Annotated in this window: 28 protein-coding genes; 12 read left to right on the top strand and 16 right to left on the bottom strand. The window is 51.1% G+C overall.

Translation table 11 applies throughout. The annotated features are described in order from the left end of the window. Nucleotides 1-232: 232 nt before the first annotated feature. Nucleotides 233-1,099: an ATP-dependent sacrificial sulfur transferase LarE gene (larE, locus tag AACR41_RS15015; protein ID WP_030006165.1), complete on the top strand. Its 867-nt coding sequence runs from the start codon at nt 233-235 to the stop codon at nt 1,097-1,099. Between the two features lie 20 nt (nt 1,100-1,119). After that, entirely contained in the window at nt 1,120-2,757 is a 1,638-nt protein-coding gene (locus tag AACR41_RS15010) for an ABC transporter substrate-binding protein (RefSeq protein ID WP_030006164.1), read from the top strand. Nucleotides 2,758-2,791: 34 nt separating this feature from the next. Here AACR41_RS15010 and AACR41_RS15005 read toward each other — a convergent pair whose 3' ends face one another. After that, nucleotides 2,792-3,040, bottom strand: a complete 249-nt coding sequence (locus AACR41_RS15005) for a DUF7219 family protein (RefSeq protein ID WP_045441454.1) — start codon at nt 3,038-3,040, stop codon at nt 2,792-2,794. Nucleotides 3,041-3,265: 225 nt separating this feature from the next. Next, nucleotides 3,266-3,568, bottom strand: a complete 303-nt coding sequence (rpsN, locus tag AACR41_RS15000) for a 30S ribosomal protein S14 (protein WP_012306025.1) — start codon at nt 3,566-3,568, stop codon at nt 3,266-3,268. Nucleotides 3,569-3,733: 165 nt separating this feature from the next. Between rpsN and tsaB the strand changes: the two genes are divergently transcribed. Then, nucleotides 3,734-4,393, top strand: coding sequence for a tRNA (adenosine(37)-N6)-threonylcarbamoyltransferase complex dimerization subunit type 1 TsaB (gene tsaB, locus AACR41_RS14995; protein ID WP_030006162.1), 660 nt, complete (start codon nt 3,734-3,736; stop codon nt 4,391-4,393). Continuing rightward, nucleotides 4,321-5,025, top strand: coding sequence for a TIGR04282 family arsenosugar biosynthesis glycosyltransferase (locus AACR41_RS14990; protein WP_223209854.1), 705 nt, complete (start codon nt 4,321-4,323; stop codon nt 5,023-5,025). The genes tsaB and AACR41_RS14990 overlap by 73 nt, the downstream gene beginning before the upstream one ends. On the opposite strand, the gene AACR41_RS14985 is transcribed toward AACR41_RS14990, so the two are convergent. From AACR41_RS14985 to AACR41_RS14920, 14 genes are all read right to left on the bottom strand, one after another. After that, complete coding sequence (locus tag AACR41_RS14985) at nt 5,006-5,875, bottom strand: fructosamine kinase family protein (RefSeq protein WP_030006160.1); 870 nt, start codon at nt 5,873-5,875, stop codon at nt 5,006-5,008. The two genes, AACR41_RS14990 and AACR41_RS14985, sit on opposite strands and share 20 nt — an antisense overlap. Nucleotides 5,876-5,913: 38 nt before the next feature. Beyond that, a complete protein-coding gene (gene glyQ, locus AACR41_RS14980; RefSeq protein ID WP_030006159.1) occupies nt 5,914-6,795 on the bottom strand; it encodes a glycine--tRNA ligase subunit alpha in 882 nt (293 codons plus the stop codon). A gap of 225 nt (nt 6,796-7,020) precedes the next feature. Next, nucleotides 7,021-7,272 carry a DUF1816 domain-containing protein gene (locus AACR41_RS14975; RefSeq protein WP_030006158.1) on the bottom strand — a complete coding sequence of 84 codons (252 nt, stop codon included), beginning with the start codon at nt 7,270-7,272 and terminating at the stop codon, nt 7,021-7,023. 130 nt (nt 7,273-7,402) lie between these two features. Beyond that, nucleotides 7,403-8,248, bottom strand: a complete 846-nt coding sequence (gene rlmB / locus AACR41_RS14970) for a 23S rRNA (guanosine(2251)-2'-O)-methyltransferase RlmB (protein ID WP_045441474.1) — start codon at nt 8,246-8,248, stop codon at nt 7,403-7,405. A 543-nt stretch (nt 8,249-8,791) separates the two neighbouring features. Next, a complete protein-coding gene (locus tag AACR41_RS14965) occupies nt 8,792-9,187 on the bottom strand; it encodes a Mini-ribonuclease 3 (protein WP_030006156.1) in 396 nt (131 codons plus the stop codon). Nucleotides 9,188-9,201: 14 nt separating this feature from the next. After that, complete coding sequence (locus AACR41_RS14960; RefSeq protein WP_041443323.1) at nt 9,202-9,558, bottom strand: STAS domain-containing protein; 357 nt, start codon at nt 9,556-9,558, stop codon at nt 9,202-9,204. 151 nt (nt 9,559-9,709) lie between these two features. Continuing rightward, nucleotides 9,710-10,768, bottom strand: a complete 1,059-nt coding sequence (locus tag AACR41_RS14955; RefSeq protein WP_012306016.1) for a ribonucleotide-diphosphate reductase subunit beta — start codon at nt 10,766-10,768, stop codon at nt 9,710-9,712. A gap of 227 nt (nt 10,769-10,995) precedes the next feature. Beyond that, nucleotides 10,996-11,808: a TPM domain-containing protein gene (locus AACR41_RS14950; RefSeq protein ID WP_030006154.1), complete on the bottom strand. Its 813-nt coding sequence runs from the start codon at nt 11,806-11,808 to the stop codon at nt 10,996-10,998. 132 nt (nt 11,809-11,940) lie between these two features. Beyond that, nucleotides 11,941-12,747, bottom strand: coding sequence for an aminotransferase class IV (locus AACR41_RS14945; RefSeq protein WP_223209853.1), 807 nt, complete (start codon nt 12,745-12,747; stop codon nt 11,941-11,943). Nucleotides 12,748-12,811: 64 nt separating this feature from the next. Further along, on the bottom strand, nt 12,812-13,375 hold the full coding sequence (locus AACR41_RS14940; protein ID WP_030006152.1) for a cyclic nucleotide-binding domain-containing protein: 564 nt from the start codon (nt 13,373-13,375) through the stop codon (nt 12,812-12,814). A gap of 170 nt (nt 13,376-13,545) precedes the next feature. Further along, entirely contained in the window at nt 13,546-13,794 is a 249-nt protein-coding gene (locus tag AACR41_RS14935) for a DUF3146 family protein (protein ID WP_012306012.1), read from the bottom strand. Nucleotides 13,795-13,904: 110 nt separating this feature from the next. Beyond that, the gene (locus AACR41_RS14930) at nt 13,905-14,642 is read right to left on the bottom strand and encodes an SDR family NAD(P)-dependent oxidoreductase (protein ID WP_030006151.1); all 738 of its coding nucleotides are present in this window, start codon (nt 14,640-14,642) and stop codon (nt 13,905-13,907) included. Then, on the bottom strand, nt 14,642-15,340 hold the full coding sequence (locus tag AACR41_RS14925; RefSeq protein ID WP_030006150.1) for a hypothetical protein: 699 nt from the start codon (nt 15,338-15,340) through the stop codon (nt 14,642-14,644). Before AACR41_RS14925 ends, AACR41_RS14930 begins: the two co-directional genes overlap by 1 nt. Before the next feature lie 54 nt (nt 15,341-15,394). Next, nucleotides 15,395-15,769: a c-type cytochrome gene (locus tag AACR41_RS14920; RefSeq protein WP_012306009.1), complete on the bottom strand. Its 375-nt coding sequence runs from the start codon at nt 15,767-15,769 to the stop codon at nt 15,395-15,397. A gap of 182 nt (nt 15,770-15,951) precedes the next feature. On the opposite strand from AACR41_RS14920, the gene petG reads away from it, so the two are divergent. From petG to AACR41_RS14880, 8 genes are all read left to right on the top strand, one after another. Next, on the top strand, nt 15,952-16,068 hold the full coding sequence (gene petG / locus AACR41_RS14915) for a cytochrome b6-f complex subunit V (protein WP_012306008.1): 117 nt from the start codon (nt 15,952-15,954) through the stop codon (nt 16,066-16,068). Nucleotides 16,069-16,177: 109 nt separating this feature from the next. Next, nucleotides 16,178-16,306 carry a hypothetical protein gene (locus AACR41_RS14910; RefSeq protein ID WP_255355995.1) on the top strand — a complete coding sequence of 43 codons (129 nt, stop codon included), beginning with the start codon at nt 16,178-16,180 and terminating at the stop codon, nt 16,304-16,306. Beyond that, a complete protein-coding gene (locus AACR41_RS14905; protein ID WP_030006149.1) occupies nt 16,296-18,236 on the top strand; it encodes a transglycosylase domain-containing protein in 1,941 nt (646 codons plus the stop codon). The genes AACR41_RS14910 and AACR41_RS14905 overlap by 11 nt, the downstream gene beginning before the upstream one ends. 51 nt (nt 18,237-18,287) lie before the next feature. Further along, nucleotides 18,288-19,238, top strand: a complete 951-nt coding sequence (locus AACR41_RS14900) for a glycosyltransferase family 2 protein (protein ID WP_030006148.1) — start codon at nt 18,288-18,290, stop codon at nt 19,236-19,238. Between the two features lie 213 nt (nt 19,239-19,451). Next, nucleotides 19,452-20,948 (top strand): PP2C family protein-serine/threonine phosphatase, encoded by a 1,497-nt coding sequence (locus AACR41_RS14895; protein WP_228657473.1) that lies wholly within the window; start codon nt 19,452-19,454, stop codon nt 20,946-20,948. After that, the gene (locus AACR41_RS14890; RefSeq protein WP_012306004.1) at nt 20,938-21,138 is read left to right on the top strand and encodes a hypothetical protein; all 201 of its coding nucleotides are present in this window, start codon (nt 20,938-20,940) and stop codon (nt 21,136-21,138) included. Before AACR41_RS14895 ends, AACR41_RS14890 begins: the two co-directional genes overlap by 11 nt. Nucleotides 21,139-21,235: 97 nt before the next feature. Next, nucleotides 21,236-22,027, top strand: a complete 792-nt coding sequence (locus tag AACR41_RS14885; RefSeq protein ID WP_152550964.1) for a hypothetical protein — start codon at nt 21,236-21,238, stop codon at nt 22,025-22,027. 16 nt (nt 22,028-22,043) lie between these two features. After that, nucleotides 22,044-23,354, top strand: a complete 1,311-nt coding sequence (locus AACR41_RS14880) for a lipid-A-disaccharide synthase (RefSeq protein ID WP_045441450.1) — start codon at nt 22,044-22,046, stop codon at nt 23,352-23,354. Nucleotides 23,355-23,441 lie beyond the last annotated feature (87 nt).

The raw sequence follows: 23,441 nt of genomic DNA, 5'->3' as shown, positions 1-23,441 counted from the left end.
CCTAAAGCTCAGTTATGAGGTCATTCGGGCCAATGGGGTCAATGAACTAGAGAGCATTGTCTACCAGCAACTCCTGGGGCAGTTGGGGCTTCCCTTAGAAGTAGTGCGGGAGATTGAGGCCGAGATTGATCAAGTCTATGGTGGCTAGGGAGATGGCGATCGCCTTGGGGCCAAAAGCACCAGAGCAATCTGTTAAGATCCCAGGCTAAACCTTCAGTGAATGCGGCGACCCATGGCTTGGCAAGAAAAACTCACGGCACTGCAACATTTTTTTGAGGCAACGGAACGGGCTTTAATTGCCTATTCTGGAGGCATTGACAGCACTCTGGTGGCAAAGGTAGCCCACGATGTTTTGGGCGATCGCGCCGTGGCGATGACTGCCGTTTCACCATCCCTGTTACCGGAAGAATTGGAAGCGGCGATCGCCCAGGCGAAAACCATTGGTATTGTCCACGAACAGGTGGAAACCCACGAAATGGACAACCCTAATTACGTCAGTAATCCGGCCAACCGCTGCTATTTTTGCAAAAGCGAACTTCACGACACCCTCAAACCCCTGGCCCTAGAGCGAGGCTATCCCTACGTCATTGACGGGGTTAATGCCGATGACCTCCAGGATTATCGCCCCGGAATTCAAGCGGCGAAGGAACGGGGGGCGCGATCGCCTTTGGCAGAGGTGGGGATCACCAAATTAGAAGTGCGGGAAATTTCCAAACAGTTGGGATTGCCCTGGTGGGATAAACCCGCGCAACCCTGTCTCAGTTCCCGGTTTCCCTATGGTGAACTGATCACCACCGAAAAACTCCAGCGGGTCGGTCGTTGTGAAGTTTATCTACGGCGTTTGGGCTGGCGATCGTTGCGGGTTCGTTCCCAAGGTGACACGGCTCGTATTGAGTTGCCCCCCGAACAAATTCGCGATTTTGTCGTCCAGGTAGATCTCGATGCCCTGGTCAAAACGTTCCAAGGCTATGGGTTTCTGTACGTCACCCTAGACCTAGAGGGCTACCGCAGTGGCAAGCTGAACCAAGTCCTCGATCCCCAAACCCGGTCTGCCCAACAATATTCGGGGTCAAATCCCGCTATGATCAAGTCCACCTAGTCCTGTTGTCCAAAAGCACTATGATCCATTCCCGGCAATTTTATTCCGCAGCGGCGATCGCCCTTTGTTTTGGTTCCCTCCTGGTGAGCTGTAATCCCAATCCCAACGGCACCACCCCCAGCAGTGAAACGACGACCATTAGCGCCGATGTCAATAATCGTTTGGCCCTAGGCACCACCGCCAAACCCCGCACCATCGATCCCGCCGATAGCTACGAAATTGCCGGTTTAAATATCATCTACAACGTCACCGAAAGTCTCTACACCTACGAAATCGGGACCACGGAGATCAAACCCCTCCTGGCCGCAGCGCTGCCCACCATTAGCGACGATGGCCTCACCTATACAATTCCCCTGCGGGAGGGCGTCACTTTCCACGATGGCGAATCTTTTAACGCGGCGGCGATGAAATTTTCTTTAGATCGCTTCATGGAAAACAAAGGGAAACCTTCCTTTTTACTGGGGGACATCATCGAGAATATCGAAGCGACCGGGGAATATGAGCTGACCATTACCCTCAAGCAACCCTTTGCTGCGTTTCCTGCATTATTGGCCTTTGCTGGGGCTAGTGCTGTTTCCCCCGCGGTTTATGAGATCGGCGAAGGTGCCTTTAACCCCAGTCAACTGGTGGGCACTGGCCCCTACAAGCTAACGGCCTTTACGAGTGACACCATTACCCTCGACCGCAATGACGATTACTGGGGCGAGACCGCGAAGAATGCCGGGGTTGATATCCAAATTTTCAACAGCAATGCCGCCAATTTATTTAATGCACTCCAGACGGGGGCCGTGGATATCGCCTACCAATCCCTGGAGCCGGAACAGGTGAGTAATCTCCTCCGGGAGGCAGAAAGCGGCGAAATTCAAGCCCTAGAAGCAGAGGGGACAGCGGTGAATTTTATGGTGCTAAACCGTAACCAAGCCCCCCTCGATCAGCTAGAAGTCCGTCAGGCGATCGCCGCTCTCCTCGACCGCAACTTGATCAACGAACGGGTGCTCAATGGCCAAGCGGATCCCCTCTATAGCTTGATTCCGACTTCTTTTCCGGCTTCGCAACCCTTGTTCCAAAGCACCTATGGTGATGCCAACATTGAACAGGCCAAAACTCTCCTCACCGAAGCAGGCTTTACCCCAGAAAATCCAGCGGTGATTCCCCTCTGGTATCCCTCTGGTTCCACCACCCGCGGCATTATCGCCACGACCCTAAGGGAATATGCCAACCGTGAATTAGAAGGACTTCTGCAATTTGAACCCAGCAGTGTCGAGGGAGCAACCTTCTTCCAAAATATTGCCCAGGGGATTTATCCGGCAGCCCTGGGGAACTGGTATCCGGACTTTTTGGATGCGGATAATTACATTCATCCCCTTTTAAATTGTGAGGTGGGATCACCGGAAGCGGGCTGTGAATCCGGGGGCGCGCAAAACCAAGGGTCTTTTTATTGGAATGAAGCGATGAACCAATTAATTGATGCCCAACGGACAGAAACTGACCCGACAAAACGCCTCGAAATTTTTACGCAAATCCAAGAACAAATGGTGGCGGATGTGCCCTATATCCCCATTTGGCAAGGGAAAGAATATGTTTTTGCCCAGGAAAATATTCAAGGTTTAGCAGTAAATCCAAGCCAAAGTTTACCCCTCTGGCTTGTGGCAAAGTAGCGCAAAGATCGCCGATATAATCTCTCAAAAAAGACTAGGCTTTGTTCTCCTCATCGGGGAGTTCAAGGCTTTTGCGGGTACTTTTGAGGGTTTTCCAAAGGTTTTTTATCTCTTGATAGGCTTGTTGTGATGAAATTTTGCCGTTTGTTTCTAGGTTGCAGATAAAATTGACGCGCTGGGCAAACTCCTGGAGGTTGGCATTAAAGATGACTTTCTCCATTTTGAAGTCGCCTCGGTAGCTCTCAATGGGGAATAAAAATTTTTCTTTTTCGGATTCAGACATGGCGATCGCCTTAGGTAACTCCAATGAGGTTTGAATCAATACAAAACACCAAGAGACGCCTCTAGTGTAACGAAAGAATTTCTTCAGGGGAGGTGACAATTGCTGCTTTTTTGAAAATTGCCCCCGCCTCTCGCCACAAAAAAAGGTAAAGCTAAGCCTTACCTCGAAAAAAAATATAAAAAATAATCGCTAAATTGTCTTAACCCTTGGGGCCGAGACCAGTCACTACCAACTGGATTTGACCACACCGGGGAGCAAGCCTTGGTGAGCCCAATCCCGGAGTACGTTGCGGCACAGACCAAAGTCACGGTAGTAGCTGCGGGGTCTGCCGGTAATTTGGCAACGGTTGCGCATCCGGGTCGGAGAGCTGTTGCGGGGAAGATTCTGGATTTTGCGGTGGATTTCGAGTTTTTCGAGGGGATCAGCTGCGTTGTTAAAAGCTTCCTTAAGGGCAGCTCTTTTTGCGGCGTATTTTGCCACCATGCGAGCACGTTTCTTGTCGCGCTCAATCATTGATTTCTTGGCCATGAAATTTAGTCTAAAAATTCTATATAAAGACAGCATTTTCTATCATAGCTTAAATGGCCAAAATTCCTAATCCCTAAGGCTAAATTTACTGACCTATCATTGGGTAATCGGCAGGCGATCGCCTAGAATGAAAGGCCTGTTATTTGTGGCAATTTGCAGACATCTATGGCGATCGCACCAGAGCCCACCTTGGGTTTAGCACTCCACACCACAACCCCCCAGTTAGGGCTGAGTTTACGGAACTTGGTCACAGGGGAACAACGCACGGCCCTGTGGGAACTGGGACGGGATTTATCGGCCCAACTCCATTGCTATCTCCAGGAGTTTATCCAGCCCCATGCTTGGCAAGACATCGCTTTTTTAGGGGTGGCAAAGGGGCCTGGTGGCTTTACGGGCACTCGGTTAGGTGTTGTCACGGCCCGCACCCTCGCTCAACAGTTGAGCATACCCCTCTATGGCATCTCGACCTTAGCGGCGATCGCGCAGCGATCCACGACGGGGTGCGCTTTTCAGAACCGAGAAAATTGTCTGGGTCAAACGGTGGCTGTGGCTTTGCCAGCGCGACGGGGCGCGGTATTTGGAGCGATCTATCAAATCACTGCGACAGGGGTGATCGCCCTCGTGCCGGATCAGTTATTTACCCCCACAGCCTGGGCAGATTGTCAGGGCAATTTTCCTGATTTGCAGGTGATCGATCCTCCAGAAACGATTGGTGATACTGTGACTGAAGTTTTAAGCCTTGCCCAATCCCAATGGCAAGCAGACCCCCAGGGGCCTTGGGGCGCGGTTGTACCGTTCTATGGGCAACATCCCGTTTATCAGTAATGTGTCACAAAGCAGCTCATCTAATTATCTTCACCCGCTACCCGGTGCCGGGCCAGACAAAAACCCGTTTAATTCCCGCTTTAGGGGCGGAGGGGGCCGCAACACTACAACGCCACCTGACGGAACATACCCTGAAAACCGTAGAAGTTTTGAAAAATATCGAGATTTCGATTTACTTTTCCGGTGGTACAACGACCCAAATGGCGGCCTGGCTGGGGGAACAGTGGCATTATCAAGCGCAACAGGGCCAAGATTTAGGCGATCGCCTGATTCATGCTTTTCAAACCAGTGAGCAACAGGGTTATGACAAAACCGTGGTGATTGGTATCGACTGTCCAGGCATTACCGATGAAATTCTCGCAGCGGCCTTTGACAAATTAGATGCGGCTGAAGTTGTCCTTGGCCCAGCAGTGGACGGCGGTTATTATCTGATTGGTCTGCGCCAAAATATTGCTGCTCTCTTTACAAAAATGCCCTGGGGTACAGCTCAAGTTTTCTCGGAAACTGAGGCCCGCTGCCAGCAGTTAAATCTAAGCCTTGCGTTACTGCCAATACTCCAGGACATTGACGAACCCGCCGATCTCAGGGTTTGGGAAAACCTTAAAAACACCCTTAAAAAAGCTGCTGAATAATTCGCTTGGCTTGGTTGCCATAGCCCCCACCAAATAAATTGAAGTGATTGAGCACGTGATAGAGGTTGTACAAATCGCGGCGATCGCCATAGCCAGAATCCAGGGGCCAAGCCTCGTTATAGCCCTGGTAAAAACGTCCCGGAAAGCCACCAAATAGTTCTGTCATCGCAATATCCACTTCGCGATCGCCATAGTAGGCCGCTGGGTCAAAAATAATCGGTTCTCCCTGGGCCGTCACTGCGGCATTCCCTGACCAAAGATCCCCATGGACGAGGGAAGGCTGGGGCCGATGATCCCGCAAAATTCTTCGTACTCCTTCAATGATCCGCTGTGGCTCCGGAAAATCGCCCCCTTTTCGCCTCGCAAGACGCAGTTGATAGCCAAGGCGTTGTTCCGCCCAAAATTCAGCCCAATTGCTTTGCCAGTCATTCATTTGGGGCGTAGAACCAATGGTGTTGGGGTGATCCCAGCCAAATTTTTCCGCCGTACCCCGACGGTGAAGTTCTGCGAGGTGGCGGCCCATGGCTTGCCAAGCATCACCACTGCCACCACCAAGGTCGATCCATTCCAGGACAATATAACTATTACTCTGGGTTTCCCCCCAACAGATGGGGCGGGGGACCCGGATGGTTTGGGTTGTGTCCATTTGTTGGAGGGCCAAGGCTTCTGCGGCAAACATGGCCGTTTGATTCGGGCGATTGAGCTTCACAAAGTACCGCTGGCCAGAGCCGGCTAGGCAGTAACCCTGGTTAATGCAGCCGCCCCCCACGGAACGCTGCTGTTCGAGGGTAAACGGTTGGCCAATGGTTGTCGCAATGTGCTCGGCAATGGCCCCTAGGGAAGTACGCATCGCAATACCTCAATTCGTCGGCGGAGTCTATCTCCAGCTTAGGCGCTCGCCTTTTGTAACGGAAAGCCCAATTCTTCCCGTTGAGCAAGGTAAAGGTGGGCCACCTGGCGGGCCATGTGACGAATCCGCCCAATGTAGCGGGTACGTTCGGCCACGGCAATCACTCCCCGCGCATCGAGTAAATTAAAGGTGTGGGAACATTTCAGCACATAATCAAGGCTCGGCATCACCAACCCTTTCTCAATGAGTTGTTGAGCTTCTGCTTCGTAGAGCGAAAATAGCTGAAACAACATTTCCGGATTAGACGCTTCAAAATTGTAGGTGCATTGCTCAATTTCACTTTGCAGGAAAATATCTCCGTAGCTGGTGGTCTCATTCCAGCGGATCTTGGTGATCGCATCCACTTCCTGGAGGTACATTGCCAGGCGTTCTAGGCCATAGGTGATTTCAATACAAACCGGGCGACAGTCAAGGCCACCACATTGTTGGAAGTAGGTAAATTGGGTGATTTCCATGCCATCAAGCCACACTTCCCAGCCCACGCCCCAGGCACCGAGGGTCGGCGACTCCCAGTTATCTTCTACAAAGCGGATATCGTGGTCTTCCGGCTGAATCCCTAGGGCTTTGAGGGAGTCTAAATAAATTTCTTGAATGTTGTCCGGTGACGGTTTGATGATCACCTGGTACTGGAAATAATGCTGTACCCGGTTGGGGTTTTCACCGTAGCGGCCATCGGTAGGGCGACGGCAAGGTTCGACATAGGCAACGGACCAAGGTTCAGGGCCAATCGCCCGCAAAAAAGTGTGATGGTTCATGGTGCCGGCCCCTTTTTCGGTGTCGTAGGGCTGGGCAATTAGACAACCACGATCCCGCCAAAATTGATTGAGGGTGGCGATGATTTCTTGAAAATTTAACGACACGCTATTTTGCCTCGAACACTTGCTAGGAAATGAACAGAATTATAGATTTTGTTCCCTAATGAAGATATCACAAGACTTCTACCCCTGTGGCGTCCTGGTTTCAGGGAAGCGGCTTCGCAACCACGACAAAAATCCCCATTATGAATAGCGCCGGGGCACACACAGAAAATGGGGATTACCAGGGGGAATAATTCAGAAGCTAGTGGCTAAAGCTAAAGATGGGCATCAGGGTTTTTTTGACCCAGAGTCATCAAAAATAGTGAGCTCTTTGGGAGTACGACACCGTTGTAGGTTTACGTCGATGTTCTGGGCGCCTTCGTTGGTAAGGTCTTCGAGGAAACCGGGCTGGGCGGCGATCGCCTCTTTGCGACTGAGGTAAGGACCAAAGTAGTAGGTACACTCCGGTTGCTCAGTGGTAATTTCAAGCCAATAGGCGCGGCCAATGGTCTCGAAGAGCTTGAGCAAAAGTTCTTTCATATCTGTCCCTGTGGTGGTGAAGTTTGAGGTATGGGTCTACTGGAAAAATACTTGTTGTTGAAGATAGCTTGTCTGGATCCAAACCAACAACTCTTGTTTTATCCCGAAAGCGCTCACTTTGCATACTGCCCTAGGGGGTATCCGGGAGGGTGATTTGCACCTGGCGTACAAGCTTTTGTCGGTACACTTCATATAAGGCGATCGCCGCAGCGACGGAAGCGTTTAGGCTAGGGGTTTTCCCGGTCATCGGAATTGCAACCAGTTCATCACAATGCTTTTGCGTCAACAAACTAAGACCTTGTCCTTCCGAACCGATAACTAATCCTATCGCACCTTCAAATTTGATATTGTGTAAGGCTTTACTGGTTCCGGCGGCAGTGCCATAAATCCAGAAACCAGCTTCCTTGAGTTCTTCCATGGCCCGACTAAGATTGACCACTCGCGCGACCGGGAAATGTTCAAGGGCACCAGCGGCCACCTTCATCACCGTTGAGGTTACCCCCACCGCCCGCCGTTGGGGAATAATCATCCCTTGGGCACCAATCGCTTCGGCAGTACGAATAATCGCCCCCAAATTATGGGGATCGGTGATGCCGTCGGCAATCACAACCACGGGGGATTCTGTTTTGGCCTTCGCTTGCTCAATGAGATCCGGCAACTCCATATATTCATAGGGAGCCGTCTGCACAGCGATCCCTTGGTGGACGCCCCGGTTGGTCAAGTAGTCTAGGCGGGACATGCTCACTTCGTCGATGACCGTGCCTTGGTTCTTGGCGGCCTGGAGGAGGGTATGGAAACGATTGGCATGGCGCAGGCGAGAGGTGACCCAAATTCGGTTGAGGGGACGTTCGCTCTCCAGCACTGATAACACCGCATGTTTGCCGTAGATTAGGTCATTATCTTCTTCTGGGGTGACTGCTTCGGTAACTTCCTCTGGGGCGGTTTGGGGCGTGAGTTCAGGCGCATCTTGGGGGATGAATTCTGGCCCTTGGCTACGCTGGGGTTTGGGACGGTCTGTAATGGGGCGTCTTTTATTCGGGCCAGCACCTTGGCTGCTGCGTTTATCAAAACGTTTAAAGGAGCGCTCTCCTCCTTCGTCTCGTCGGGAAAATTGACCCTTGCGCCGGGGGGCTGGGCGATCGCCCCGTTCAAATTTACCGCCATCTTCGCGGCGATCAGAACGTCGATCCCGATCAAAGGAAGAAGCTTTTCCATACTTTTTGCTCGGCTTGCGGTCTCTTCCCCCAGCAGCTCTACCGTATTTTTTACCCGAATCGGATCGATGTGGCTTGTTCATAAAAAATCAGTCTTTGGTCGTTCAGATGTATTAACTTGTCAAGGAAAATCAGTTGTAGGGGCTGGGGCGATCGCCTAGAGTATGACTCCGGTTATTTAAAGTCAACAAAATCACCTTTTTCAGCCAACCGTTAAATCAACACAAACATATTTTGGTCTTACCTCAGGCGGGGCGCTCCCTAGGGGAAAAGCCCCAACGAAACACAAAAGAGAGTCGATCATATCAGACCCCAGACCGTTCTTGGGGTAAATAGGTAAATAATTCGGCCAAACGCTGCGGGTTTGTGAGATAGAGATATCCGACTAGGGCTTCAAAACCTGTGGCCTGCCGATAAATAGCTAAGCTCAGACGCCTTGGTTTTCCGGTGGCTGCATTGCGCCCCCGGCGAACAATGTCCTGTTCTAGCTCGCTTAAATGGGGTTCCAGGAGAGTTAAATATTGGGCTTGGGTTTCTGCCCGCACCTCCGCCACCACCTTACCGTGGTAATCCGCGATGCGACAGGGGGGCAACAAAAAATAACAGCGGCTGTAGAGTTCATAAACAGCATCCCCCACATAGGCTAAGGACGCGGGGGATAATTGTCGGAGCTGATCAGCGGTAATGTCAGGGACAAACAATGGTTTTCTCGTCCCTATTTTTTCTCGTCTAGGTGGGCGATCGCCTCATCAATGGAGTTCCGTAGAGACAAAAACTTCTCTAGGCGAACTAACTTCACCGTTTGGGTTACTCGTGGATTGGTCACCACTTGCATCGTTCCCCCAGCGTTTTGGGTGTGTTTTACCAACTGCACCAGAGCACCGATACCAGAACTATCCACAAAATCAATTTGGGCTAGGGAGAGGATAATATCGTGGGGGCCTTCATTAATGCGGTTTTTGATGGCTGTACTAAACACAGGCTCGGAAAAAGCATCCAATAACCCAGTTAAGCGGAAAATTTGATATTTGTTGTCAATGACTTCGTAAGTTCCTCTCAAACTTACAGTCAGATTTAGCGGTTCAGGAATAGTCCTCTCCTCCTCAAACTGAACGGATATGCAACGCTAATTTTAGCTCATTGCGACTGCGGGCAGAATAAGGGACGAAAAACAGTACAACAAACTACAGATTTTTTTCTGCATTATCGCCCCCAGTGTCTGTTTAAAATTCATCCCAGCCTGTAATTCCCGATGACATCACGTAGCTGGTCACCCCGGCCTCAAAGAAGTTGGCTTTGGTGTTGCCTTCTTTTTTCGTGTCTGAGAATCGTTCGAGGTGACGGTAGGGGCTTTTCTTGTATTGATCCCCTTTGTACAACGGTTCGAGGCCGATGGCTTGAAGACGAATGTTCGCTAAATACTTGGTGTAAATCTCGGTGCTTTGTTCTGTAATGCCAAGGATATCGTTACCGACAATGTGGTTTGTCCATTGGCATTCATACTGTACAGCCCGTTCCACCATTTCATAGATGTGATCGACAGAGTGATCAAAGGTGGCCATGGCCTCTGGGATCAGTTTTTGGAATAGGCGCACGTGGCTGAGTTCATCCCGGTTAATCATTTTAAAAATATCCGCAGAACCGGGCATCAACATCCGCGAGGCGAGGTTATAGAAGAACACAAAGCCATTGTAAAAATATAACCCCTCTAGGAGGTAGTCGGCGACGAGGGTCGTGAAATAGTTTTCTGGAGTGGGATTGTCAATGTAGCGTTGGTAGTTGCTAGCGATGTACTCACAACGATCGCGTAAAACTTTATCCGTGCGCCAAAAATCATAGACGGCACTGCGGCGATCGCTAGGGATGATCGTCTCAATCATGTATTGATAGGACTGGTTGTGCATCCCTTCCTGGGAGATTTGCTCGGCAATGCAGAGGCTAATTTCTGGGGCCGTAATCGAGCTTTTGATGTGAGGAAGATTACAGGTTTGGACAGAATCAAGGAAGGTGAGGTAGCTAAGGATTCCGTCAAAGGCGCGGCGTTCTGAATCTGTCAGGTTGTGGTAGTCGGTGACATCCTGGGTAATGTCCAGCTTCTGGGGAATCCAAAAGTTTTCCCGCATCTGTTGGTAGAGTCCCACCGCCCAAGGGTAGCGAACATCGTTCAGTTGCATCAGGTTGGTAGTTTCTCCGAACCAAATGGAACGGTGGGCGATATCGTCATTCCCATCGGGATTAAAGATGGGATTGGTGGGCATCCGGTCAAGGAGAGATTGTTGCATAGTGGCTGGGGCCGCGTAGAGGATACAAATCTTAAAAGGTCTTAGTTTAGTTTAAAAGAGTTTGCTGAGAGATACCACACCAGTGATGGGTGCAGTTGGAATGATTGTCCCCCAGAAAGCACTATTTGTAGTCTGATTGCAATTTTTGTTTTTTTCTGGGCGAGCAGATAAAAAAGCCTCCCAAGGAACTGAGAGGCTTCAGGTTGAATTTTACAAGGGGATAAGCTTTAGGATTCAGATTCGGAAGGATTCGGTTGATTAAACATCGGCGCAATAAATGCCACGATCGCCCCCATCATGAAGCCGAGAATATTGCGAAATAGGGGTAACCAATCGGAGGTGCGGGTAACAACGGGGCCAACCCCAAAGGCAAGGAACAGGATGCCCCAGAGGGGAGACATGATTAAGGCCCACTGCCAGGCAAAGGCTTGACCTTCTTTGCGGGGAATGGCAGCAAAGCCACAGATAACGCCCCCAACAACGGAACTAATGAGGGTGAGTAGCCACTGTTCACGGGGTAAGCCAGGCACAACAATACAGCCACCTTCTTTGGTGACACAGACTTTAACGGTTTCTAGGGCATCGGCGATCGCCTGATTTTCGCCATGTTCACGAACGTAGTACATATTGCCGAAGCGGGTCTGGAGTTCGATCCAGAAGGTGCGGGGCATTAGCTCATAAACATCATCACCAATGCTAAAGGCCAAGAGGTTGCCCCCCCGACCATCGGCGACGAGCAAAATACTTTTATCATCGAGACCCCAGTATTCCTTTACGGCCCGTCCGGGACTGCGGTCAAATTGAGTTAAGACGCGCATTTTCCAGCCCGTTTCTGCTTCAAAATTGTTCAGATCCGTCACGAGATTTTCTTCCTGGAGCTGGGGGAGGAAGTTCGCCAAATCCACGACCGGCGTTTCATAATCGGGGAGCAGTTCAGGGTTGTTAACGGCGAAGGCAGCGGGGGCGATCGCCCAGGTCATCACCGCCAAACAGACCGCGAAAAGACTACGGAGCAGGGGACGAGGCAAGAAATGATTCATAGAAATTTCTGAAAATAATGAAGCCAGCAGGGGCCGCTAATTATGAAAATTAATCGCGTTTTTATTACGGCTTGTTACTTTATTTTAAGTATTTTAAGATTTTTCTCAATGCTTTTTCGGGATTTACCTGGATTACACGACCAGTTGACCGCTCAAATGCTGGAGGTGGCGCAGGGCTGGATGGTTGATTTGGAGAGCGTTTAAGGAAAAATCAACTCCCTGAATTGCTTGGAACGGAATCAAGCCCACGACGCTGTTGCTGTAGGCGATCGCCTCGAAGGTTTGGATCAGATCAATGTCCCAAGGAATTTCCTGGACGGGGAGTTGCTGATTTTGCAATTGCCCTAGGAGGTGCGATCGCATCACCCCAGGCAAAATTCCCCCCAGGGGTGGCGTGTACCAAGTGCCTTGTTTAAAACCCCATAAATTTCCGGTGGCGGTTTCGAGCCAGTGGCCGCCGGGAGCTTGCAGAATGGCTTCTCCTGTCCCCAAGGCGATCGCCCGTTGACGGGCCTGCCACGCGCTGAGGTAATTGCCTGTTTTAAAATCCGCCTGGGGTCTCTGGAAATAGGGGCCTTGGGCCAACCAACCTTGGATTCCCTGCTGCTGCTGTTGGGCTAAATGTCCCGGCAGTGGACGACCGAGGATCAGTTCGCGGCCATCATGGAGGATTGTCACCCGCACCACGGGCGCAACGGTGGCCACTTTTTGGGCACCCTGGTTAATGCGCTCCCAATCGGGTGCTGGCCATTGCAAAGTTTTGATGCTGTGGCGGAGGCGATCGCCATGGTGAGACCACAGACTGCGGGGATCCGTGAGGGAATTTTGGTGAACCCGGAGGGTCGTAAAGAGGGTCGCCCCAAATAAAAAACTCGGATCACTAACCGGGAGAGTCAGTTCTGTCCCCTCGTACCAAGCCCCCGCGTACCAATAGCCCATGACCATAAGATTCTAAAATTTTTATCACACCATACTTCAAACTGCTTTTACCTGGCGGAGAGCGTTAAACAGGATTTTCCGGCGCCGTTTGGGATTGTACCCGGCGTAGCAACCAATCAAAGCGGGTGGTAGCGACATTGAGATTTTCTTGAATCATGCTGGGCACGGCTTCGGTAGCGCGACTTTGATTAAACACAAAATCTTTATCCTCGCCGAGGTGACGCACTGTATTCCGGAGACGACTCGCTAAAAAGGTGGCGATCGCCCGATTAAATCGCGCCGAAAAGCCAATGTCTTGATTCAGGCGGTCGGAAATTTTGTCTTGGGATACGGCCAGTAATAAGCATTCACCGCAGGTTTTGACACTAGCACTGGGTAACTGCTGATCAATAAAAGACAGTTCCCCAAAAACTTCCCCACTCTGGAGCACCGCAATATCCTTTGTCACTCCCATGAGGTCAATGAAAACCGATACCGAGCCATCGAGGAGAATATAGAAATTTTCCAGGGGTTGATTTTCCTGGATTAAAACTGTTTGCGGCGGAATTTTGGCAATCTTACCGGCAGTGATAAGCCAGTCAATATCATCATCATTTAATTCTCCAAACAGAAATAATACTTTCTGCATTGCCAATGTCCTTTAGCACGAATGGTGCGGTCTGTGGTTATTTTACCCCGGATCTCCAAGGGACTTAGACCGCTGCGGCGATGTGTAACAAGATTTTTTGATTGGGTTACCGTGTCACTATCTAAATTTCAGTCTCCCCACAATTAATCCGAAAAGGAGTTGGAGGAACTTTATAGTCGTGACCGGAGGGTGAACTGATAATCGCCGCCTGGTTCCAGACGATAATCACTCTGCTCCAAAAATCTGCCCAGGGGTTCGTAAATTAAGGCGCGGCCGAGGGTCGGATGTACCCGCAATTTTCCCTGGCGGAAATGCCACTGAAATTCCCATTGGTAGGAACCCGCTTGCACTTCGCCAATGATTTTGCCCTGCTGCCAGGACTGTTGCAAAATTCGCACATGGGCCGGGGTTTCAGGCACAACAACAACCTTAATTTGGTGCTAAAGAACGTTCCCTATTGTGGAAGTTTTTGCCGCAAAACGCACCATCATTTCAGCATTTCATGGCAAAGTCGTCCCATTTTCTGTCGCTACCAGGGCAAAGGCTCACCATCCCAGTTAAAAAATTTACCCGTATCCTGGGGGTGTAGATTGGCGATCACTTGGCGCAATTGGTTCACTGTCCGTGTGGGCGAAAAGAGCTTTTCGGGGGGGACATTTTTCTGGAAAGGCTGGGAGAGATCGGTAGCCGTTGTCCCTGGGTGCAGGGCCGCCACAATGATATTTGGGGCAACGCGACCCCATTCAATGGCGATATTTTTCAAAAACATATTCAAGGCTGCTTTCGAGGCACGGTAGCCATACCATCCCCCTAGGCGATTGTCTTCGATGCTGCCGACTTTAGCGGAAATAGCGGCAAAAATTGCGGGTTCTGGGTGACGGAGAAAGGGGAGGAGATGTTTGGCCCAGAGGACGGCACCGATGGCATTGACTTGAAAATAGGTCAGTAAATTTTCTGTTTGGATATGGCGGAGACTTTTTTCCGGTTGGAGAGTTTGGTGATGCAGAAGACCGACGCAATAAATTACTTCATCAAGGCGAGAGGTTTGGGCCTTGAGGGTGGCGATCGCCGCTGTGATCTGCGCTTCCTGGGTCACATCCACAGGAATGAGTTGGAGTCGATCAGGGTAGCGCGCCTGTAACGCCAGGAGATCGGCGGAGGGCTGGCGGTAAGTGCCATAGACCCGCTGATACAGATCTGAGGCGAGGTATTGCCGGACAAATTCTAGGCCGATGCCACGACCAGCACCAATAACAAGGGCTTCCATTATGGACGACTCACCTCCGCAGTATTTAAGGTCTGGCTGGGGGCGGCAGGGTTTTCGTGAGCCTCTAGGGTGGGGGGACGTAGGGCAAGGTATAAAGCAGCACCAAGGGGAGGGGTAAAGGCGATCTCCCACAGCAACCAGTTTTGCTCCCCAAGGCCACGGCGGGCTAAATCATCCTTGATCAGGGTCGGGAATAGGAGTGCCAGCAAACAAAAATCTAAGCTCATCACGTGGATAAAGCGATCGCCCCAAAATCTGGTGCCAAAATCACCCCAATCCCCTGCGCTGAATCCATAAATCAGGAGTCCCAGCAACGCAACCAAACAAAATAAGCCCAACAGTCGCGAATCCTGCCACCGGAGCCACCAGTTTTTCTGCCCCGTAAAGGTGGGATTATCACGCCGCAACGCTAAATAGGGCAGCAACGCAAACGCACCGAGGAAAAAACTGCCTGTCGCAAAGACCCAAGCGGGTAATTTTTGGCGATCGCCGTCGAGAAACAAGAGCGCCCCATACATGACCGGGAAAATACCCATGATGTTAAACAGGGCAATGATCAACGGGTTGATGCCGTCCCACTGTCCACTGGATAAAGCGGTAATCAACTCTAGGGTTTCCGGCTGACTGGGTGGTGCTCCTAGAAAGGCATACAACACAAAGGCAAGCCACAGGGAACCAAGGAAAATTGAGCGGGCCATAGCGAGTGAACTCCTAGGGACAGGGAAGAATAATAAATTGGGCCATTGAAACAACTAAAGGGTGCGGAGGTAACTCAACAGATCCGCCATTTCCTGGGGGGCCGGCTGGAATTTCGGCATGGGGGGCGTTTTCCCGCTGATGACCTGTTGAATCAAACGCACGTCGGATTTTCGCTGGGCGACGGCCCGTAAACTTGGCCCCACGTTGCCATCCGCCTGGGGGCCGTGACAGCCAGCACAATTAATTTGAAAAATGGCGTTGCCCCGCAGTTCATCCCCTTGGAGCGCTAAAACCTGTTGAATGTAGGGGTCACTGGCCTGGGTACTGTACACACCAAAGATCCCCAGGGCAGCAATGGCCAGCACTAGGATGATTACGAAGAGGAGCTTCGAAAAATTTGGGACGGAAAGCTCAGAAGAATTAGCCACGGGGTTTGCTGTAGAGGAGATACAACTTTGTTGATATTACGCAATTTTTCTTAATGGTTATCCTACTGCGATCGCCTAAGAATGTCGAATCAAATCCCTTTGCACGGACTTCCTCCATCCCATAGAATGATTAAAAATCTTTAACAGTTAGCTTTAATCTGCCGCCATAAGGAGAAACCCCTGTGATTGAACCCCTCTTACTCGGTATTGTGTTGGGCCTGATCCCCGTAACCCTCGCTGGTTTATTCGTCGCTGCCTATCTCCAGTACAAGCGTGGTAATGACCTCGGCATGGAGTAACTAGCCATCTACGGCTTCTATCCCAGTAGCGATCGCCAATCCTTGCTTTTTTGGAGCAGGGATTATTTTTTACAACACAATGCACCACGGGTTTAAAAGGGAATTTCCCTTGTTAGAATTTTGGGCAGAAACGTTGGTGGGCGACACCGTTGCTGTGGGCGATCGCTCCCCGCCCATGGTTTGGACTGTTTCAACTTACCTTCTCAAGTCTTTAGAGGTTAGCGCCATTGTCATCTAGTACCGTTCGGCACAAAACGAAAAAAGCCCTTGCCCGTCAGTCCAAGGAAAGGCGATCGCCCCAAGGTTTCTTGCGGGGAATTGCCCAAAAGGCCATGGGAACGGTGATTGGTTGCACCATGCTCGGCAGTGCGATCGCCGCTGGGGGGTTAGTGGGTCTCGCCATTAGTTTCCGGAACCTGCCCGATGTGCGGACCCTAAAGACCTATGTGCCCACCGAAACCAGCTATATCTACGACATCAACGGCAAAGTCCTCCTGAGCCTCCATGGTGAAGCCAACCGAACCAATATCGAACTCAGTGAAGTTTCCCCCGAACTCAAGATGGCCGTCCTCGCCATCGAAGATAGCCATTTTTACCAACACAACGGCATCAATCCCACCAGTATCGGTCGGGCAATCCTCTCCAACCTCGAAGCAGGCGGCATCACCGAAGGAGCCTCAACCATCACCATGCAATTGGTGAAGAACCTCTTCCTAGCCCAAGATCGTACCTACAACCGTAAACTCGCCGAAACCGTCCTCGCCCTCCGCATCGAACAGATTTTCCCCAAGGACGCAATCCTAGAAATGTACCTCAATAACATTTATTGGGGCCACAACAACTATGGCGTCGAAACAGCCGCTGAATCCTATTTCAATAAATCCGCCGCCGATCTAACCCTGCCCGAAGCCGCCGTGATGGCCGGGATGATCCAAGCCCCCGAAGATTACAGCCCCTTTCGAGATTACCAAGCCACCAAACAACGGCAAAAAATCGTTCTAAATCGCCTAGAGGATCTCGGTTGGATTACCCCCGAAGAAGCCACCGCCGCTGCCCAAGCTCCCCTCCTGGTGGGCCAACCGACCGCCTGGAAAGCCAGTGCCTCCCCCTATATCACCCAAGCCGTAGTAGAAGAGCTCACCCAACGCTTTGGCGAAGAATTAGTTCGTAAAGGCGGGATGCGCGTCCAGACCACCGTGGATCTCAATATGCAACGCCGTGCCGAAGAAACGGTACAAAAAGCCTTTCAGCAGGCCCGCGGTCGGGGGTTACGGGCTGACCAAATTGCCGTAGCTGCCGTTGATCCGCGTACCCATTTTGTCAAGGTTCTGGTGGGGGGCAGAGACTACGAAGAAAGCCAATTTAACCGGGCGATTCAGTCTCAACGTCAGCCAGGATCAGCCTTTAAACCTTTTGTTTACTACACTGCCTTTGCGAGTGGCAACTATACGCCCTTTTCGACCATCGACGATAGCCCTGTGAGTTACCCCGATGGCAATGGTACCTATTCACCCCAAAACTATGGGGGATCTTTTTCTGGCACCGTGAGTTTGTATGACGCCCTAGTCACTTCCAAAAATGTTCCCGCTGTCAAACTTGGGAAAGCAGTGGGCCTCGAAAAGGTGATCGAACTATGTCGTTTATTGGGAATTGAGAGTCCGCTCCAACCAGTCATTTCCTTGCCCCTCGGCGCAGTGGGGATCAGCCCCCTAGAAATGGCTAGCGCCTACGCTACTTTTGCGAGTAATGGCTGGCAAAGTGAAACAACTTTGATCTTGCGGGTCACCGATAGCCAAGGGAATGTTCTTTTGGATAATACACCCCAGCCACGTTTAGTTTTAGATCCTTGGGCCACGGCCTCCCTGACAACAGTCCTCCAAGGAGTTGTGAATGGCGGCACGGGTCAGGCCGCTAATTTAGGCGATCGCCCCGCCGCCGGAAAAACTGGCACTACCTCCTCAGAACGGGATGTGTGGTTTGTGGGCTATGTACCCCAACTGGCAGCAGCGGTTTGGATTGGCAATGATGACTATCGGCCCATGGGTACTGGTACCACTGGCGGCGGCGATGCGGCTCCTATCTGGCGCGCCTTTATGCAGGAAGCCCTTAAGGGAGAAGAACCCCAATATTTCCCGGCAGCGTCTAAATATCCCCGACCTAAACCGTAGGGGTATCCGGCATAATAGGACAGTCTTTTTCCATTTCCTTGGGTTAAAACTTTGGTTTACATTAGTGTCGTTATTCCCACCTACAATCGCAAACCCATTTTGACAAAATGCCTCCAGGCCCTAGAACAGCAACAGGTGCCGGAAGAGCTAGAAAATGGGGGCTACGAGGTGGTGGTGGTGGACGATGGCTCCACCGATGGCACAGTGGATTGGCTCCAGACCGAAGCGGACCAATATCCCCACATACGACTCTTTGAACAGTCCCACAAAGGGGCGGCGGCGGCCCGAAACCTCGGCGTAGAACAGGCCCAGGGGGAGATTATTATTTTTATTGATAGTGATCTGGTCGTCACAGAAACTTTTTTGGCAGCCCACCTAGAGGGACTCCGCCGGGGTAAACGCAAACTCAAAAGCGATCGCCTATTTACCTACGGACGTGTGATCAATACTGCCAATTTTGAAGATCCCACCAGCGAACCCTTTAAGGTGACAGATTTTTCGGCGGCCTACTTTGCCACGGGAAATGTGGCGATCGCCCGCAAATGGCTCCTCGAAGCTGGCTTATTTGATACTGGCTTTCAGCTCTATGGTTGGGAAGATTTAGAATTGGGTGTTCGTCTCAAAAAACTGGGTCTCACCCTGATTAAATGTCCCGATGCCGTCGGCTATCACTGGCATCCCCCCTTCAGTTTGGCGCAAATCCCTCAGCTCATTGATCAAGAAATTCAGCGGGGCAAAATGGGGGTCATCTTCTACAAAAAACACCCCACCTGGGAAGTTCGCATGATGATCCAAATGACCTGGCTCCACCGTTTGCTCTGGGGCATCCTTTCCCTGGGGGGCTGGCTCAATGAAAAACGTCTAAAACCCCTTTTAGGTTGGCTAATCCAGCGGGGAAAATCACAACTAGCCCTCGAAATTGCCCGCATCTTTCTCAATTGGTATAACGTGCAGGGGGTCTATGCTGCCTACCGGGAAGATCAACTGGCCCGTCGATCTTGAATTGCGCAAAAATTATCTTGACAAGATCATGGGGATTGAGCTATGAATTAGCAACCGTAAAAAATCAATCTCTTTCAGTTCTTAAAAATTGAGTATTTTTTCCTAAAAAAAGCTAACTTTTTGTTGGTTACGGAATCTGTCTCAGGGTTGATTTTTTAACAATTTTATTTGTACTAGGTCTATTTCTCTACACATCCCACGAAAACAACGATTGTGACTCCTTCTGCCTCTAACTTTGCCACTCCCAAGTATTTTGACCCTGCCGCCCGGGAGTCAGAGTTGCAGCTCGTTTCCGGCAAGCCAGACTCCCGCTTAGAAACGGCCATTGGCGAAGATGTCGAATTTTTGCGGGCACAAATTGCGAAGCTCAGCCGAGAGCAAACGAAGGTTCAAGATCTGTTGAGTTCCTTGGGGTTTGCCCTCAGAAGCTTTAACAACCTCAACCAATTTCTTGAGTTGACCCCCTTAATGTCTGCGCGGGTGGTGGATGCTGATGGTGGTGCTTTGGTGCTGTTTGATGCCCAGGGCCAGGTGCAGCTCGAAAAATTTTATTGTGGTGAGGGGGGAGATTGTCAGTTTATTCGACAAGCATTTACGCAGCTTCAGACGGGATCGCGGATCACAAACCCAGAGGCAGCGACCTGTACGGCCCAGGAAGCGTTGCAGTTTGACGAAAAACTCCAGGCCCAGCTCGGCGAAGAAATTCGGGTTTGTAGCACGCCCATCCTTGTCAAAAATGTGACCCGTGGCAAGCTCTATGTATTCAGTCGTGATCCCCAGTATGGCTGGGATATTACCCGGCGAAAATTGGTGCAACTGGTGGCGGATCAAACGGCGGTGGCGATCGCCAACAATGACCTCACCAGCAAACTCCGGAGCAAGGAAAAGCAAGACCGGGAACTAGAAATCGCCTCGGAAATTCAAAACCATCTTTTACCCAGTGAATGTCCGCAAATCAAAGGTTTGGCGATCGCCGCCGATTATCGCAATGCCTACCGGGTTGGGGGCGACTACTACGACTTCATTCCCAGTAACTACGACCGCATCCGCCGCCAGGATGATCCGAAGCTTGTGCAATGTGTCCCCTGGAGTATCGTCATTGGCGATGTCATGGGGAAAGGCGTCCCGGCAGGTTTGATTATGACCATGACCAGGGGGATGCTCCGGGCCGAAGTGCTCAACCGCCACAGTCCCGCCAAAATCCTTGAACACCTAAACCGGGTCATGTACGCGGATCTGGATAATTCCCACCGATTTGTGACCCTATTTTATTCAGAGTACGATCCGAAAACCCGTACCCTGTCCTACAGCAATGCGGCCCATCACCCGCCGCTACTGTGGCGCGCCCAAACCCAAAACATCGAACCCCTCGACACCCAGGGCATGTTGATTGGTCTGGATCTAGATTCGTCCTACGAAGACGCCAAGGTGGTGCTGGAGGTGGGGGATATCATTCTCTACTACACCGATGGGTTTACCGATGCCGTCAACTCCCACGGCGATCGCTTTGACGAAGAAAACCTTGTGCGCGTCTTTCAAAATGCCTGCCAAAATTGCCAAACGCCGGAAGCAATTGTGCAGGAACTTTTTACCCAAGTGGAAAAATTTACCTATCCCAAAGTGCGTGGCGGTGATGATATGACCTTGGTTGTTGTGCAGGTACAATCAGAAGCAATTGAGTCCCATCTGTGTCAACACCATGACTGCTAAATCTCCTTTGCCCTTACCATCCGTAGCATCTGAGCAAATTGTGATCGCCCAAACGGGCTATGTCGAAGATCCTGATATTTTGGGTCAAATCCGTGATGGCTTTCAAAATTTCGTCGATAGTGGTCAAATGTGGGCCTTGATCTTAGGTTTTGTCCTCGGTTATTGGTTTAGTGGCATCCGTCGCGGTTAAGGGATTTCTCTCCTCTGATAAGTACGGTATGCTTAAAAGGAATTTTTCCTGCTTTGGAAAGATTTCTGTCGATATTACTAGCCCCTAGACTGTTTTCGTGTCTAAGTCTTTTCGCTTACGATCATCTCCTACTTTGATTGCGAAGGTGCGCCGTTTCAGTCAGCGCCCGCGTCGATGGTTTGCCCTCAGTCGGTCTGTGGATTGGCTTTGGGTGGGCAAAGTTGGCGGATTGGGGGTCGGCATTACTAGTCTTTGGCTCTGGCAATGGCAACTGCTGGTGGCGATCGCCTTGGGAGCCGGGGCAATGGCTGCGATTTATCTTTTTGAAGCTTCGCCTTGGCAGAAATATTTAGAAGAAGGTTATCGACTCTGGCATAGTCGCCACCGACGGTTACTCCTGGCGGGTATGGGCGGCAGTCTCACGGTGTTACTGAGTTATGGGGCGATCGCCTTTTGGCAATCTATGGCAAACCACTGGCTGACCAGTGTAATGCTCATTCAAGGGTTAATGATTAGTGCGATGTTTGCCCTGATGTTCAGTCGCCACTGGCAGTATCGATCGCCTCAACAACAATTCGAGCAAGCCCTGGAAAATTTAGGCGATCGCAGTAGTATCCGCCGACTCTATGCGATTCGTCAATTGCGGCAGTTATTACAAGAGCAACGATTGACGGCAGAACAGCGCCACACCCTCCACACCTTTTTGCAATTAAGCTGGCAACAGGAACGGGAAAAGCCCCTGCGGGAAGCTCTTCTGGGAACACTGCGCCTCTACACCAGACCCCAAACCCCATCTCCCCAGCCCCTCCAACTCCAAAAATCCCGCCCTCCCCTTAACTTGACCAGGCAGCAGCAAACCCGCAAATCTTTAGTCAAAGAGCAGGTCTAGGGGTTTTTGAGCGACAATGGCCCAACCCTTTGATCTGATTATCCTGACCAATGGCCCCGGTGAAGTGACCACTTGGCTCCGTCCCGTCGTGCAGGCCGTGCGTGCCCATTGGGGAAGCCTCCCGCGCATTTCTGTGGTCTTGGCTCCCTGTTCCCACAGCACGGGTCAAGAAGCGGCGATCGCCCGCAGTTATCCTGAAGTTGACCGGGTTCAGGCCGCCAAGCATTTTTTCCCATTTCTGCTCTGGGGAAAAACCGCTGAATCTTGGTCTTGGTTTTCCCAGGGGGTGGTGCTCTTCCTCGGTGGGGATCAATTTTTCCCCCTGGTGATTGGTAAACGCCTAGGCTTTAAAACCCTAATTTACGCCGAGTGGGAAGCCCGCTGGTGGCGCTGGATTGATGGTTTTGGGGTAATGAATGCCCAGGTTTTAGAAAAAATCCCTCCCAAGTACCAGACTAAATTTCAAGTGGTCGGCGATCTGATGGTGGATATCTCTCAGGAGGCGCAGCAGACTAGCACCACACCGATCATCGGCCTATTACCAGGCTCTAAGGGAATGAAACTCGCCCAGGGAGTCCCTTTACTCGTGGCTACCGCCAGTGTGATCCGCCGCCAGCGCCCAGCGGTAAAATTTTTGCTCCCCGTGGCCCCGACCATCACTGTGCAAACGCTACTACGCTATGGCGATCGCCAACGAAATCCCATGGTAAAACGCTTTGCTGCACCTGCCATTGAGCTTTGTCACACCGGGGATCAGCCCTATTTACGAGTCGCCGATGGCACGCAAATTCAACTGATCACTGACTTTCCTGCTCACCAGGACTTAAGGCAATGTCAACTTTGTCTCACCACCGTTGGCGCAAATACCGCTGAATTAGGCGCTTTGGGTTTGCCGATGCTGGTACTTTTGCCCACGCAACAGTTGGACGCGATGCGTGCCTGGGATGGCATTCCCGGTCTCATTGCGAAAATTCCCTGGTTGGGAACCTGGTTTGTGCGCTGGCTTAATCGACGCATTATTACCCATACCCGCAAACATCGAGTGCGTTATGCTTGGCCAAATATTTGGGCGAAAAAAGATATTGTGCCGGAGCTATTGGGGGAACTAGATCCAGAAACCCTAGGAGCTTTGGTCTTAGATTATTTAGACCATCCTGAAAAACTTAAGGCGATGCAAGCCTCTCTCCAGGCTTGTCGTGGCGAGGCGGGGGCCGCCCACAAATTAACGCTGATGATTGGTGATCTGTTGCACTTAACGACGGTGGATTTAGGCCATCAGCAGCCGCCAGTACACCCTCAGGGTTCCCGCTTAAACCAGGGAGAATAGTTAAGGATAAATACTTAACCTTTGGGGATCAAAGGCGATCGCCCTTTGCCAGACGGGAATTTTTTCGAGATAATAGACCTAAGCATA

Origin of the sequence: Picosynechococcus sp. NKBG042902 (assembly GCF_963864045.1) — a bacterium.
Taxonomy (GTDB): Bacteria; Cyanobacteriota; Cyanobacteriia; order Cyanobacteriales; family MRBY01; genus MRBY01.
This window is presented reverse-complemented; position numbering and strand designations above follow the sequence as displayed.

Bases quoted from the DNA above. Each gene is read 5' to 3' on its own strand.
- larE (WP_030006165.1), top strand. From the start codon at position 233: ATGGCTTGGCAAGAAAAACTCACGGCACTGCAACATTTTTTTGAGGCA.
- AACR41_RS15010 (WP_030006164.1), top strand. From the start codon at position 1,120: ATGATCCATTCCCGGCAATTTTATTCCGCAGCGGCGATCGCCCTTTGT.
- AACR41_RS15005 (WP_045441454.1), bottom strand. From the start codon at position 3,040: ATGTCTGAATCCGAAAAAGAAAAATTTTTATTCCCCATTGAGAGCTAC.
- rpsN (WP_012306025.1), bottom strand. From the start codon at position 3,568: ATGGCCAAGAAATCAATGATTGAGCGCGACAAGAAACGTGCTCGCATG.
- tsaB (WP_030006162.1), top strand. From the start codon at position 3,734: ATGGCGATCGCACCAGAGCCCACCTTGGGTTTAGCACTCCACACCACA.
- AACR41_RS14990 (WP_223209854.1), top strand. From the start codon at position 4,321: ATGGCAAGCAGACCCCCAGGGGCCTTGGGGCGCGGTTGTACCGTTCTA.
- AACR41_RS14985 (WP_030006160.1), bottom strand. From the start codon at position 5,875: ATGCGTACTTCCCTAGGGGCCATTGCCGAGCACATTGCGACAACCATT.
- AACR41_RS14975 (WP_030006158.1), bottom strand. From the start codon at position 7,272: ATGAAAGAACTTTTGCTCAAGCTCTTCGAGACCATTGGCCGCGCCTAT.
- AACR41_RS14955 (WP_012306016.1), bottom strand. From the start codon at position 10,768: ATGCAACAATCTCTCCTTGACCGGATGCCCACCAATCCCATCTTTAAT.
- AACR41_RS14950 (WP_030006154.1), bottom strand. From the start codon at position 11,808: ATGAATCATTTCTTGCCTCGTCCCCTGCTCCGTAGTCTTTTCGCGGTC.
- AACR41_RS14945 (WP_223209853.1), bottom strand. From the start codon at position 12,747: ATGGGCTATTGGTACGCGGGGGCTTGGTACGAGGGGACAGAACTGACT.
- AACR41_RS14940 (WP_030006152.1), bottom strand. From the start codon at position 13,375: ATGCAGAAAGTATTATTTCTGTTTGGAGAATTAAATGATGATGATATT.
- AACR41_RS14930 (WP_030006151.1), bottom strand. From the start codon at position 14,642: ATGGAAGCCCTTGTTATTGGTGCTGGTCGTGGCATCGGCCTAGAATTT.
- AACR41_RS14925 (WP_030006150.1), bottom strand. From the start codon at position 15,340: ATGGCCCGCTCAATTTTCCTTGGTTCCCTGTGGCTTGCCTTTGTGTTG.
- AACR41_RS14890 (WP_012306004.1), top strand. From the start codon at position 20,938: ATGACTGCTAAATCTCCTTTGCCCTTACCATCCGTAGCATCTGAGCAA.
- AACR41_RS14880 (WP_045441450.1), top strand. From the start codon at position 22,044: ATGGCCCAACCCTTTGATCTGATTATCCTGACCAATGGCCCCGGTGAA.